The 12437-nt window shown below is 72.0% G+C and carries 12 protein-coding genes and 1 pseudogene; all 13 read left to right on the forward strand.

Annotation, left to right across the window (positions count from 1 at the left end; all coding sequences use genetic code 11):
• Positions 1-326: 326 nt before the first annotated feature.
• A pseudogene (locus Sru02f_RS27495) lies at positions 327-1298 on the forward strand (GAF domain-containing protein); the annotation flags it as partial.
• 219 nt (positions 1299-1517) lie between these two features.
• On the forward strand, positions 1518-2831 hold the full coding sequence (locus Sru02f_RS27500; protein WP_109029677.1) for a hypothetical protein: 1314 nt from the start codon (positions 1518-1520) through the stop codon (positions 2829-2831).
• Positions 2832-2908: 77 nt separating this feature from the next.
• A complete protein-coding gene (locus tag Sru02f_RS27505; protein WP_109029678.1) occupies positions 2909-3481 on the forward strand; it encodes a GNAT family N-acetyltransferase in 573 nt (190 codons plus the stop codon).
• 149 nt (positions 3482-3630) lie between these two features.
• Positions 3631-3714, forward strand: coding sequence for a putative leader peptide (locus tag Sru02f_RS27510; RefSeq protein WP_309475039.1), 84 nt, complete (start codon positions 3631-3633; stop codon positions 3712-3714).
• A gap of 150 nt (positions 3715-3864) precedes the next feature.
• Positions 3865-5562, forward strand: a complete 1698-nt coding sequence (locus tag Sru02f_RS27515) for a nitrite/sulfite reductase (protein ID WP_109029679.1) — start codon at positions 3865-3867, stop codon at positions 5560-5562.
• Positions 5559-5738, forward strand: coding sequence for a hypothetical protein (locus Sru02f_RS27520; protein WP_109029680.1), 180 nt, complete (start codon positions 5559-5561; stop codon positions 5736-5738). Before Sru02f_RS27515 ends, Sru02f_RS27520 begins: the two co-directional genes overlap by 4 nt.
• Positions 5735-6445, forward strand: a complete 711-nt coding sequence (locus Sru02f_RS27525) for a phosphoadenylyl-sulfate reductase (protein ID WP_109029681.1) — start codon at positions 5735-5737, stop codon at positions 6443-6445. The genes Sru02f_RS27520 and Sru02f_RS27525 overlap by 4 nt, the downstream gene beginning before the upstream one ends.
• 1 nt (position 6446) lies before the next feature.
• Positions 6447-7073: an adenylyl-sulfate kinase gene (gene cysC, locus Sru02f_RS27530; RefSeq protein ID WP_203696570.1), complete on the forward strand. Its 627-nt coding sequence runs from the start codon at positions 6447-6449 to the stop codon at positions 7071-7073.
• Entirely contained in the window at positions 7070-8008 is a 939-nt protein-coding gene (cysD, locus tag Sru02f_RS27535) for a sulfate adenylyltransferase subunit CysD (RefSeq protein WP_109029683.1), read from the forward strand. Before cysC ends, cysD begins: the two co-directional genes overlap by 4 nt.
• A gap of 2 nt (positions 8009-8010) precedes the next feature.
• Positions 8011-9366 carry a sulfate adenylyltransferase subunit 1 gene (locus tag Sru02f_RS27540; protein ID WP_109029684.1) on the forward strand — a complete coding sequence of 452 codons (1356 nt, stop codon included), beginning with the start codon at positions 8011-8013 and terminating at the stop codon, positions 9364-9366.
• 233 nt (positions 9367-9599) lie between these two features.
• On the forward strand, positions 9600-10703 hold the full coding sequence (locus Sru02f_RS27545) for an aliphatic sulfonate ABC transporter substrate-binding protein (RefSeq protein ID WP_109029686.1): 1104 nt from the start codon (positions 9600-9602) through the stop codon (positions 10701-10703).
• Positions 10704-10736: 33 nt separating this feature from the next.
• The gene (locus tag Sru02f_RS27550; RefSeq protein WP_109029687.1) at positions 10737-11531 is read left to right on the forward strand and encodes an ABC transporter ATP-binding protein; all 795 of its coding nucleotides are present in this window, start codon (positions 10737-10739) and stop codon (positions 11529-11531) included.
• On the forward strand, positions 11518-12429 hold the full coding sequence (locus tag Sru02f_RS27555; RefSeq protein ID WP_109029688.1) for an ABC transporter permease: 912 nt from the start codon (positions 11518-11520) through the stop codon (positions 12427-12429). The genes Sru02f_RS27550 and Sru02f_RS27555 overlap by 14 nt, the downstream gene beginning before the upstream one ends.
• Positions 12430-12437 lie beyond the last annotated feature (8 nt).

A 12437-nucleotide genomic window follows, 5' to 3' on the forward strand; every position in this document is an offset into this window, starting at 1 on the left:
GAGGACCCGTGGCGCTCTCGCCCATGGACGTGACACGGTTCGCCGCCGCCGACACGGCGCGGGCGGCCCGGATGCTCAACGAGGTCCGCACCGCGAGACTCTCGGGCGGGCGGGCTCCGGTGGCGCCGCGCCCGGTGATCGAGCAGTCCTGGGACCGGATGCTGCGCAGCGGCGTCGATCCGGAACACGACTTCCGGTCCGGCCTGCTGACGCCGGAGGAGGTGCTGCGGCGGCGCGAGCGCTCCCAGCTGCGGCACGTCCTGCCGGTGCTGCGGGAGGCGCTGCTGTCGGTCGCGGACGTGGCCCAGCACATCATGGTGGTCGCGGACGAGGACGGCCGGGTGCTGTGGCGCGAGGGCAGCGCGCGGGTGCTGCGCCGGGCCGACGGGCTCGGGTTCGAACTCGGGGCGGACTGGCGCGAGGAGGTGGTCGGCACCAACGGTGTGGGGACGCCGGCGGTGACCCGGCGGCCCGTACAGGTCTTCGCCTCCGAGCACTTCGTGCGGTCGCAGGCGACCTGGACCTGCGCCGGGGCGCCGATCACCGACCCGCGCAGCGGGCGGCTGCTCGGCGTGGTCGACGTGAGCGGCCCGCTGGAGACGATGCACCCGGCGACCCTGGCCTGGGTCGACTCGGTGGCCAAGCTGGCCGAGGCCCGGCTGAGGGAGCTGCACACGCGCTCGCTGGACCGGTTGCGGGCGGTGGCGGCTCCGGCGCTGGCCCGGCTGGAGGGGCGGGCGCTGGTCACGGACCGGGACGGCTGGACGGCGGCCGTGACGGGGATGCCCTACCTGGACCGGGTGGTGCTGCCCAAGTCGCCGGAGGCGGGCATCCGGTGGCTGCCGGCGTTCGGGGCGTGCACGGTGGAGCCGCTGGGCGACGGCTGGCTGGTGCGGGCGGCGGCGGGGCCGGTGCCGCAGGACGCGACCCGGATCGTGCTGGACCTCGCGCAGCCGCGCCGCTGGTCGGTACGGGTGCTGGGCGGCGCGGAGGACTGGGTGCGGGAACTGAGTCCGCGGCACGCGGAGTTGCTGTACCTGCTGGCGGTGCACCGGGGTGGCCGCAGCGCCGCCGGGCTGGCCGAGGACATGTTCGGCGACCCGGCCCGCACGGTGACGGTACGGGCCGAGATGTCACGGGTGCGGAGGTACCTCGGGACCTATCTGGAACACCGGCCGTATCGTTTCTGCGAGGACGCGGAGGTGGAGGTCCTGCTCCCGGCCGACCTCCGGGACCTGCTCCCCCACTCCACGGCTCCGGCGGTGGCGCGGCGGCGGGTGTCGCCGGGGGTGCCGTGACGGGCGTCCGGGGGTGCCGTGACGGGCGTCCGGGGGTGCCGTGACGGGCGTCCGGGGCGCCCCGGATGGCCGTAAAGGAGGCTTGATTCCGCATATTTGCATCGTCTGCGTCCGCCGGGCCGCCCGTCTGTCGTAGCATCCTTGATGGACCGTCCCATCCGCTCCTCGGGCAACGCGACCACCGTCGAGCGCAGTTGGTCCGGTGCCCGTGGAGGTTCGATGAAGCAGCGCGGCAGACACCGCCGGCGCAGACGGGGCAGGGCGCTGCGCGCCGCCCTGACCGGCGCCGCCCTCGCGCTGACCGGTGCGGCGACGCTGATCAGCGCCTCGCAGGCCACGGTCGCCGACGACCCCGGCGCCCTCAAGCCCCTCACCTCCGCCGCCGAGACCGACGCGCTGCGCCTGACCGAGCACCGGGTGCCGACGGCCTGGCTCGACCGGCTCTCCGCCGCGATGGGCGACCCGGTGGGCGTCGACACCGTCCTCGAGTCCGCCGACCACACCCTGCGCGACGCCGCCGACTGCACGGCCGGGGAGCGCGAGGCACTGCCGGTCTCCCCCGCCGCCACCCGCGCCTACTGCTGGGACGAGACCGACACCGACGGCTGGCGCCCCGGCGCGGTCACCACCTCCGGGGACGCCGACGAGGACGGCCGCTGGGGCGCCCACCGCGTCGTCCTCTCCGCCTGGTCCCGCGACGACGGCACACCCCAGGGCGGCCTCGCCCGGGTCTCCTTCGTCGACGCCGACGACCCCGGCCGGCTCGGCTACACCTCGGCGCTGCTCGCCGTCCCGGTCGACGGCGGCCACGACTACCGGGGGCTCGCCTCGCCCGTCACCGGCATGGTCTGGTACCAGGACAAGCTGCTGGTCACCTCCGCCGCCGGAGACCGCGAGGCGCTGTACGTGTACGACGTGGAGCGGGTCCAGCGGGCCACCACCGCGGCGGACGCCGTCGGGCGGGTGCCCGGCGGCTGGGCGGCGGGCGGCCACCGGTACGTACTGCCCGCCATCGCCTCCTACCGGCTGCCCGACACCGACGGCGCGGCCCGCCCCGGCGCGATCTCCCTGGACCGCGGCACCAGCCCCGACAGCCTGGTGGCCACGGAGCACGTGGCCGCGGACGGCGACCGGCCCACCCGGCTGTGGCGCTACGCGCTGCGCACGGCCACGGATCCCGACCGCACCGGACTGCCCGCCACGGACCCCTCCGGCCATGTGGACGCGGTCGAGGCGTACGAGACGGGGGCGGCCGAGGTCGGGGGCGTGCTGTCGCACCGGCCGCCCGGCGCGACCCGGCCCGACTGGTACCTGGGACGCGCGGCCGGCGGGCAGGACGGGCGCGGGACGCTGTGGCGCCAGGACACGGAGGGCGCCCGGGCCGCGGAGTGCGGCGCGGACCGATCGCAGCAGTGCTGGAGCGGACCGGCGGGCTCGATGTCGTACTGGGAGCGGACCGGCGAGGTCTGGTCCCAGTCGGGCCGCATGCTGTTCGCGCTGCCGCTGACGTCGATCGAGGACGCGCTCGACTGAGGTGCCGTCGCGGGCGCCACCCGGTCGCACGGAGCGGGGATCGACAGATCCGCGGAGCGGATGATTCCCTGACCGGCATGACCAACATCGCCGTGACCACGTGGTCCCTGGAGCAGACGGCGCCCACCGATCTGCTGCCGGCCGCCGCACCGGAGGGGGACGTCCGGATCGTCCGCGCCGAGGTGCCCTCCCCCGAGTTCAGCCGTTTCCTGTACGCCTCGGTCGGCGGCGACATCCGCTGGACGGACCGGCTCGGCTGGAGCCACGCGCGGTGGCGGGAGCACCTGGAGCGGCCGGGCGTGGAGACCTGGGTCGCCTACGACCGCGGCACGCCCGCCGGATACGTGGAGCTGACGGCCGGCGACGACGGGGTCGTGGAGATCGAGTACTTCGGCCTGATCGAGGCCTTCCGCGGCCGGCGCATCGGCGGCCACCTCCTCTCGTACGGCACCGCCCGCGCCTGGGACCTGGCGGAGCGCTGGCCGGGGCTGGCCACCACCAAGCGGGTGTGGCTGCACACGTGCAGCAAGGACGGCGAGTACGCCATGGACAACTACCAGCGCCGCGGCTTCCGGCTGTTCGACACCAAGGTGGAGGAGGAGGCGGACGTGGCCACTCCCGGACCGTGGCCCGGGGCCTTCCCCACCTGACCTGCGCCGACACGTCTGTTTTCGGCCGTCCGGCCGAGCGCCCACCGCAGGTGTGATCCATGACACCCTTGTCTCGCTCCACGAGACAAGGGTGTCCACATTTTGGATTAAGCTGGACCAGTCACAGATCGCCGTGCCACGCTTCCGTCATGCCTGGAACTGGAATTGCCTTGGTGAGTCGGCGGCACGTCGACCTCGGCCGCATGTCCAGCGCCATCTGTCCGGGCCGCTGAGAGCACCCTCCAGCACCTCCGGATTCCCCGCATTCATCTCGCTCCCGCGCAATGACGCGCACGCGTGTCTCACGTACGCCCACGTAGTGCCATGCGCCATGCGCGCAGGTCAGAGCCGCATTTCGCCTGTCACCAAAGGACGTGTCACCCATGGCCGCCACCCCGCCCGACTCCGCTGCCGCGACCCCGCGCCGCAAGGTGAGCCGTCACCGCGGCGAGGGCCAGTGGGCGGCCGGACACTTCACCCCGCTCAACGGCGCCGAGCAGTTCAAGAAGGACGACGACGGTCTCAATGTGCGGACACGCATTGAGACGATCTACTCCAAGCGGGGCTTCGACTCGATCGACCCCAACGACCTGCGCGGACGCTTCCGCTGGTGGGGCCTGTACACCCAGCGCCGTCCCGGGATCGACGGCGGCCGCACCGGTCTGCTGGAGCCGGAGGAGCTCGAGGACGAGTACTTCATGATGCGCGTCCGCATCACCGGCGGGCGGCTCACCACCGAGCAGCTGCGGACCATCGGCGAGCTGTCCGAGACCTACGCCCGCGGCACCGCCGACATCACCGACCGGCAGAACATCCAGTTCCACTGGGTCCGCATCGAGGACGTGCCCAGCATCTGGGAGCGGCTGGAGGCCGTCGGCCTGTCCACCACCGAGGCGTGCGGCGACTGCCCGCGCGGCATGCTCGGCTCCCCGGTGGCCGGCGTCGCCGAGGACGAGATCATCGACGGCACGGCCGCCCTGGACGAGATCGCCCGCCGCTACCTCGGCGACCCGCGCTTCTCCAACCTGCCGCGCAAGTACAAGACGGCGGTCAGCGGCTCCCCGCTGCTCGACGTCGCCCACGAGATCAACGACATCTCCTTCGTCGGCGTGGTCCACCCCGAGCACGGCCCGGGCTTCGACCTGTGGGTCGGCGGCGGCCTGTCCACCAACCCCAAGTTCGGTGTACGGCTGGGCGCCTGGGTGCCCGAGTCCGAGGTCCCGGACGTGTGGGAGGGCGTCACCTCCATCTTCCGCGACCACGGCTACCGGCGGCTGCGCAACCGCGCCCGCCTGAAGTTCCTGGTCGCCGACTGGGGCCCGGAGAAGTTCCGCCAGGTGCTCGAGGACGACTACCTGGGCCGCAGGCTGATCGACGGCCCGGCGCCCGAGATGCCCGCGCAGCAGTGGCGCGACCACATCGGCGTGCATCGCCAGAAGGACGGCCGCTTCTACGTCGGCTTCGCCCCGCGCGTGGGGCGCATGGACGGCTCGGTGCTCACCAAGGTCGCCGAGCTGGCCGAGAACCACGGTTCGGGCCGGGTGTCCACCACCGTCGAGCAGAAGATGATCGTCCTCGACGTGCCCGGCGACCGGGTCGACTCCCTCGTGGAGTCCCTGGAGGCGCTCGACCTGCGGGTCAAGCCCTCGCCGTTCCGGCGCGGCACGATGGCCTGCACCGGCATCGAGTTCTGCAAGCTCGCCATCGTCGAGACCAAGGAGCGCGGCAGCGACCTGATGGACGAGCTGGAGCGCCGGATGCCGGACTTCGACGAGCCGCTCACCATCAACATCAACGGCTGCCCGAACGCCTGCGCCCGCATCCAGACCGCGGACATCGGCCTCAAGGGCCAGCTGATGACCGACTCCGAGGGCCGGCAGGTCGGCGGCTACCAGGTGCACCTGGGCGGCGCCCTCGGCCTGGAGCCGAGCTTCGGCCGCAAGGTGCGCGGCCTGAAGGTGACCTCCGACGAACTGCCGGACTACATCGAGCGCGTCCTCACCCGCTTCCAGGCCGAGCGCGAGGACGGCGAGCGCTTCGCCGCCTGGGCGGCCCGGGCCTCCGAGGAGGCCCTGTCGTGAGCGAGCGCGCCGCGCCCTTCTACTGCCCCTACTGCGGCGACGAGGACCTGCGTCCGGGCGAGCAGGGCCACGGCGCCTGGGAATGCGGGGCGTGCAACCGCGCATTCCAGCTGAAGTTCCTCGGGCTGCTCGCCCGGGGTCTTCGGTCCGACTCCACGGGAGGGGAACCGACATGACGGCGGTTCAGGAAGAACGCACGACCGACGACCTCAGGGCGCTCGCCGAGCGGGCGGGCCGTGAGCTGGAGGACGCCACCGCGCTGGAGATCCTCCAGTGGGCGGCGAAGACGTTCGGCAGCCGCTTCTGCGTGACCTCCTCCATGGAGGACGCCGTCGTCGCCCACCTCGCCTCCCGCGCCCTGCCCGGCGTGGACGTGGTGTTCCTCGACACCGGCTACCACTTCCCGGAGACCATCGGCACCCGCGACGCGGTCGAGGCCGTGATGGACGTGAACGTCATCACGCTCACCCCGCGCCAGAGCGTCGCCGAGCAGGACGCCGAGTACGGGCCGAGGCTGCACGACCGCGACCCCGACCTGTGCTGCGCGCTGCGCAAGGTGAAGCCGCTGGAGGAGGGGCTGGCCGGCTACCAGGCCTGGGCGACCGGGCTGCGCCGCGACGAGTCGGAGACGCGGGCGAACACGCCGGTCGTCGGCTGGGACGAGAAGCGGGGCAAGGTGAAGATCTCGCCCATCGCCAAGTGGTCACAGGAAGATGTGCAAACGTACGTCACCGAGCACGGCGTCCTCACGAACCCGCTGCTGATGGACGGCTATGCCTCCGTGGGCTGCGCGCCCTGCACCCGTCGTGTGCTGGAGGGCGAGGACGCCCGCGCCGGGCGCTGGGCGGGCCGCTCGAAGACCGAGTGCGGACTGCACGGCTGACATGACGACGACCACCGGACCGACCACCACGGGACCGACGACCACCACGGGACCGGCCACCGCCGGACCATCGATATCCAGGGAGAACCACGTGACGACCGGAGCCACCGTCTGGCTCACGGGGCTGCCCAGCGCCGGCAAGACCACCATCGCCCGCGAGCTGGCCGACCGCCTCCGTGAGGAGGGCCGGCCCGTCGAACTGCTCGACGGCGACGAGATCCGCGAGTTCCTCTCCGCGGGCCTCGGCTTCGACCGCGCGGACCGGCACACCAACGTGCAGCGCATCGGCTTCGTCGCCGAACTGCTCGCCCGCAACGGCGTCACGGCCCTGGTCCCGGTGATCGCGCCCTACGCGGACAGCCGCGACGCGGTGCGCGAGCGGCACGGGGCGAACGGCACGGCGTACGTCGAGGTGCACGTGGCCACGCCCGTCGAGGTGTGCTCGGTGCGCGACGTGAAGGGCCTGTACGCCAAGCAGGCCGCGGGCGAGCTGACGGGGCTCACCGGGGTGGACGACCCGTACGAGGAGCCCGTAAAGCCCGACCTGCGCATCGAGTCGCAGGACCAGACCGTGCAGGAGTCCGCCGCGGCGGTCCACGCGCTGCTCACCGAAAGGGGACTGGCATGACGACGACCGCCGAAGCGGCGCGGGAGGGTACGGCGGGCCCGTACGCCCTCTCCCACCTCGACGCCCTCGAGTCGGAGGCCGTGCACATCTTCCGCGAGGTGGCGGGCGAGTTCGAGCGGCCGGTGATCCTCTTCTCCGGCGGCAAGGACTCGATCCTGATGCTGCACCTGGCGCTGAAGGCGTTCGCCCCGGCGGCCGTGCCGTTCTCCCTGCTGCACGTGGACACCGGGCACAACTTCCCCGAGGTCCTGGAGTACCGCGACCGCACGGTGGAGAAGCACGGACTGCGGCTGCACGTCGCCTCCGTGCAGGACTACATCGACCGCGGGGTGCTCAGGGAGCGCCCGGACGGCACCCGCAACCCCCTCCAGACGCTGCCGCTGACCGAGAAGATCCAGGCGGAGAAGTTCGACGCGGTCTTCGGCGGCGGGCGGCGCGACGAGGAGAAGGCCCGCGCCAAGGAGCGGGTGTTCTCGCTGCGCGACGAGTTCTCCCAGTGGGACCCGCGCCGCCAGCGCCCCGAGCTGTGGAACCTGTACAACGGCCGGCACGCCCCGGGCGAGCACGTCCGCGTCTTCCCGCTCTCCAACTGGACCGAGCTGGACGTGTGGCAGTACATCGCCCGCGAGGGCATCGAGCTGCCGCAGATCTACTACGCCCACGAGCGTGAGGTCTTCGCCCGCTCCGGCATGTGGCTGACGGCCGGTGAGTGGGGCGGCCCGAAGGACGGCGAGACGACCGAGAAGCGGCGGGTCCGCTACCGCACCGTCGGCGACATGTCCTGCACCGGCGCCGTCGACTCGGACGCCGACAGCATCGAGAAGGTCATCGCCGAGATCGCCGTCACCCGGCTCACCGAACGCGGCGCCACCCGCGCCGACGACAAGATGTCCGAGGCCGCGATGGAAGACCGCAAGCGCGAGGGGTACTTCTAGACATGACCAGCACCACTGAACCCGTCGAGCCGCTGTCGGTCTGGCAGCTGTCGGAGACGACCCTGCTGCGGTTCGCCACCGCGGGCTCGGTCGACGACGGCAAGTCCACGCTGGTCGGCCGTCTGCTGCACGACTCCAAGTCGGTCCTCACCGACCAGCTGGAGGCGGTCGAGCGCGCCTCCGCGAGCCGCGGCCAGGACGCCCCGGACCTCGCGCTGCTCACCGACGGCCTCAGGGCCGAGCGCGAGCAGGGCATCACCATCGACGTGGCCTACCGCTACTTCGCCACCCCGCGCCGCCGGTTCATCCTGGCCGACACCCCCGGGCACGTGCAGTACACGCGGAACATGGTCACCGGCGCCTCCACGGCCGAGCTGACGGTGATCCTGGTCGACGCCCGCAACGGCGTCGTCGAGCAGACCCGCCGGCACGCCGCGATCGCCGCCCTGCTGCGCGTCCCGCACGTCGTCCTGGCCGTCAACAAGATGGACCTGGTCGACTACCAGGAGTCCGTGTTCGCGGCCATCGCCGAGGAGTTCACGGCGTACGCCACCGAGCTGGGCGTCCCGGAGGTCACCGCGATCCCCATCTCGGCCCTGGAGGGCGACAACGTGGTGGAGGCGTCGGCGGTCATGGACTGGTACGGCGGCCCGACGGTGCTGGAACACCTGGAGACCGTCCCGGTCAGCCACGACCTGGCGCACTGCCACGCCCGGCTGCCGGTGCAGTACGTGATCCGGCCGCAGACCGCCGAGCACCCCGACTACCGCGGCTACGCGGGGCAGATCGCCGCCGGCACCTTCCGGGTGGGCGACGAGGTCACCGTGCTGCCCTCGGGCCGCACCTCGAAGGTGTCCGCCATCGACGTGCTCGGCGAGCCGGTCGACGCCGCCTGGACGCCGCAGTCGGTGACGCTGCTCCTGGAGGACGACATCGACGTCTCGCGCGGCGACCTGATCGTGCCCAGCGAGGACGCGCCGGCCACCAGCCAGGACGTCGAGGCCACCGTCTGCCACGTCGCCGACGCGCCGCTCACCGTGGGCCACCGGGTACTGCTCAAGCACGGCACCCGCACGGTCAAGGCGATCGTCAAGGACATCCCGGCCCGGCTCACGCTGGACGACCTGTCGCTGCACCCGCACCCCGGGCAGCTCGTCGCCAACGACATCGGCCGCGTGAAGGTCCGCACCGCCGAGCCGCTGCCCGCCGACTCCTACGCCGACTCGCGGCGCACCGGATCGTTCATCCTGATCGACCCCAGCGACGGCACCACGCTCACCGCCGGCATGGTCGGCGAGTCCTTCGCCGCGCCGGAGCCGGTCAAGGACGCGGCCGACGACGACGGGTGGGACTTCTGAGCATGTCCTCCCCCGACTTCTACTCCACGTTCGCCAAGGAGGGCGGCCGCGTCGGCAGCGGCTTCCTCGGCAGCGGGCAGGGCGGAGTGGCGCGATGTGCGCGGTGACGTACGCGCACCGCTCGCGCGCCCTCACCCCCCACAGCCGAAGACCTGCCGACCTCCCGGCCACGACCTGAGACCTCGGACCAACCGACAGGCGTGCGTGCCGGACCAACGAGAGGAACACCTCCCGTGCCTGCCACCACCGCCCTGCGCCGCACGCTGGCGGTCATAGCCGCCCTTCCCCTCCTGACGCTGGCCGCCTGCGGCTACGGCTCCCAGGCGAAGGACGACGACACCGCCAAGGTCGCCGAGGGCGCCGAGAAGATCGACGGTCTCGACTCCGTCCGGATCGGCTACTTCGGCAACATCACCCACGCCACCCCGCTGGTCGCCAACCAGAAGGGCTTCTTCCAGAAGGCGCTGGGCGCCACCGAGGCCAAGTACGCGGTCTTCAACGCGGGCCCGTCCGAGATCGAGGCGCTGAACTCGGGCTCCATCGACATCGGCTGGATCGGCCCCTCGCCGTCGATCAACGGCTACGCCAAGTCCGGCGGCAAGAACCTGCGCATCATCGGCGGGTCGGCCTCGGGCGGCGTGAAGCTCGTGGTCAACCCGGACAAGATCAAGTCCCTGGACGACGTCAAGGGCAAGCGCATCGCCACCCCGCAGCTGGGCAACACGCAGGACGTGGCGTTCCTCAACTGGATAGCCGAGCAGGGCTGGAAGGTCGACGCCCAGAGCGGCAAGGGCGACGTGACGGTCGTCCGCAGTGACAACAAGGTCACCCCGGACGCCTACAAGTCGGGTTCCCTGGACGGCGCCTGGGTGCCCGAGCCCACCGCGTCCAAGCTGGTGGCCGAGGGCGGCAAGGTGCTCCTCGACGAGTCGACGCTGTGGCCGGACGAGAAGTTCGTGATCACGAACATCATCGTGTCGCAGAAGTTCCTCAAGGAGCACCCGAAGGCCGTGGAGGCGGTGCTCGAGGCGTCGGTCGACACCAACGAGTGGATCACGGCCAACCCGGACGAGGCGAAGACCGCGGCCAACGCCCAGCTGGAGAAGGACTCCGGCAAGGCACTCCCGGCGGACGTGCTGGACCCGGCCTGGGAGTCGATCAAGCTCACCGACGACCCGCTGGCGTCCACCCTCGACGCCCAGGCGCAGCACGCCGTCAAGGCCGGTCTGCTGGACAAGCCCGACCTGAACGGCATCTACGACCTGACGCCGCTGAACAAGGTCCTCAAGGCCAAGGGCAAGCCCGCGGTCGACGACGCCGGGCTCGGCGTCGAGTAAAGCCCGGATCCGACCACCCAGGAGGTGACGACCATGGCCACGACCACGACCCTCGCCAAGGCCGAAGACGGCACCGAGCCGGCCGCGTACGCCGCCCGGATCGAGCACGTCTCGAAGTCCTTCGCGGGCCCCGCCGGGCAGCAGCTCGTCCTGGACGACATCACCCTCGATGTCGCGCCCGGCGAGTTCGTCACCCTCCTGGGAGCCTCCGGCTGCGGCAAGTCCACGCTGCTGAACCTGGTGGCGGGCCTGGACCGGCCCAGCGCGGGCGGCATCAGCACGGACGGGCGGCCGGCCCTGATGTTCCAGGAGCACGCCCTGTTCCCGTGGCTGACCGCGGGCAAGAACATCGAACTCGCCCTCCGGCTGCGGGGCGTGCCCAAGTCCGAGCGCCGCGACAAGGCGGAGGAGCTGCTCGAACTCGTCCGTCTGAAGGGCGCGTACGGCAAGCGGGTGCACGAGCTGTCCGGCGGTATGCGCCAGCGGGTCGCGATGGCCCGGGCGCTGGCCCAGGAGAGCAAGCTGCTGCTGATGGACGAGCCGTTCGCGGCGCTGGACGCCATCACGCGGGACGTGCTGCACGACGAGCTGACCCGCATCTGGCGCGAGACGCAGGTGTCCGTGCTGTTCGTGACGCACAACGTCCGCGAGGCCGTGCGGCTGGCCGAGCGGGTGGTGCTGCTGTCCTCCCGTCCCGGGCGCATCGCGCGCGAGTGGACGGTCGGCATCCCGCAGCCGCGCCGCATCGAGGACACCGCCGTGGCGGAGCTGTCCGTCGAGATCACCGAAGAACTGCGTGGGGAGATCCGCCGACATGGCCAGCACTGACACGACGCGTCCCGCCGGGAGCGCGGCCGCGAAGGACGGCGGCGACCTCGCCGGTCTGGAGGCGGGCCTGGACGCACTGGAGTCGGTGCAGCAGGGGCGCACGCCGTGGCGGCAGACCTTCGTCGAGAAGATCCTGCCGCCCACCGTCGCGGTCCTGCTGGTCCTTGCCGTGTGGCAGGCACTGGTCTCGTTCAAGATCGTCGACGACCCGACCAAGCTGCCTGCCCCCTCGGACGTGTGGGACGTGCTCCACCAGGCCTGGCTCCAGGGCGAACTGCTCGGCTACATCTGGACCAGCGTCTCGCGCGGACTGCTCGGCTTCTGCTTCGCACTGGTCATCGGCACTCCGCTGGGGCTGCTGGTGGCGCGGGTGAAGTTCGTGCGGGCGGCGATCGGCCCGATCCTGTCCGGCCTCCAGTCGCTGCCGTCGGTGGCCTGGGTGCCGCCGGCCGTGATCTGGCTGGGCCTGAACAACTCGATGATGTACGCCGTCATCCTGCTCGGCGCGGTGCCCTCCATCGCCAACGGCCTGGTGTCCGGCGTCGACCAGGTCTCCCCGATCTTCCTGCGGGCGGGGCGCACGCTGGGCGCGACGGGGCTGAAGGGCACCTGGCACATCGTGCTGCCGGCCGCGCTCCCCGGCTACGTCGCCGGCCTCAAGCAGGGCTGGGCGTTCTCCTGGCGCTCGCTGATGGCCGCCGAGATCATCGCCTCCTTCCCCGACCTGGGCGTCGGCCTCGGGCAGTTGCTGGAGAACGGCCGCAACGCCAGCGACATGGCCATGGTCTTCGAGGCCATCCTGCTCATCCTGGTCGTCGGCATCGCCATCGACCTGCTGATCTTCAGCCCGCTGGAGCGCTGGGTGCTGCGCAGCCGCGGTCTGCTGGTGAAGGGCTGAGGCACAAT

Source organism: Streptomyces rubrogriseus, assembly GCF_027947575.1.
Lineage (GTDB): Bacteria > Actinomycetota > Actinomycetes > Streptomycetales > Streptomycetaceae > Streptomyces > Streptomyces rubrogriseus.

Excerpts from the sequence above, each read along its gene's own strand:
- Sru02f_RS27505 (WP_109029678.1), top strand. The coding sequence starts at position 2,909 with ATGACCAACATCGCCGTGACCACGTGGTCCCTGGAGCAGACGGCGCCC.
- Sru02f_RS27510 (WP_309475039.1), top strand. The coding sequence starts at position 3,631 with ATGCCTGGAACTGGAATTGCCTTGGTGAGTCGGCGGCACGTCGACCTC.
- Sru02f_RS27525 (WP_109029681.1), top strand. The coding sequence starts at position 5,735 with ATGACGGCGGTTCAGGAAGAACGCACGACCGACGACCTCAGGGCGCTC.
- Sru02f_RS27540 (WP_109029684.1), top strand. The coding sequence starts at position 8,011 with ATGACCAGCACCACTGAACCCGTCGAGCCGCTGTCGGTCTGGCAGCTG.
- cysC (WP_203696570.1), top strand. The coding sequence starts at position 6,447 with ATGACGACGACCACCGGACCGACCACCACGGGACCGACGACCACCACG.
- cysD (WP_109029683.1), top strand. The coding sequence starts at position 7,070 with ATGACGACGACCGCCGAAGCGGCGCGGGAGGGTACGGCGGGCCCGTAC.
- Sru02f_RS27555 (WP_109029688.1), top strand. The coding sequence starts at position 11,518 with ATGGCCAGCACTGACACGACGCGTCCCGCCGGGAGCGCGGCCGCGAAG.
- Sru02f_RS27550 (WP_109029687.1), top strand. The coding sequence starts at position 10,737 with ATGGCCACGACCACGACCCTCGCCAAGGCCGAAGACGGCACCGAGCCG.
- Sru02f_RS27515 (WP_109029679.1), top strand. The coding sequence starts at position 3,865 with ATGGCCGCCACCCCGCCCGACTCCGCTGCCGCGACCCCGCGCCGCAAG.
- Sru02f_RS27500 (WP_109029677.1), top strand. The coding sequence starts at position 1,518 with ATGAAGCAGCGCGGCAGACACCGCCGGCGCAGACGGGGCAGGGCGCTG.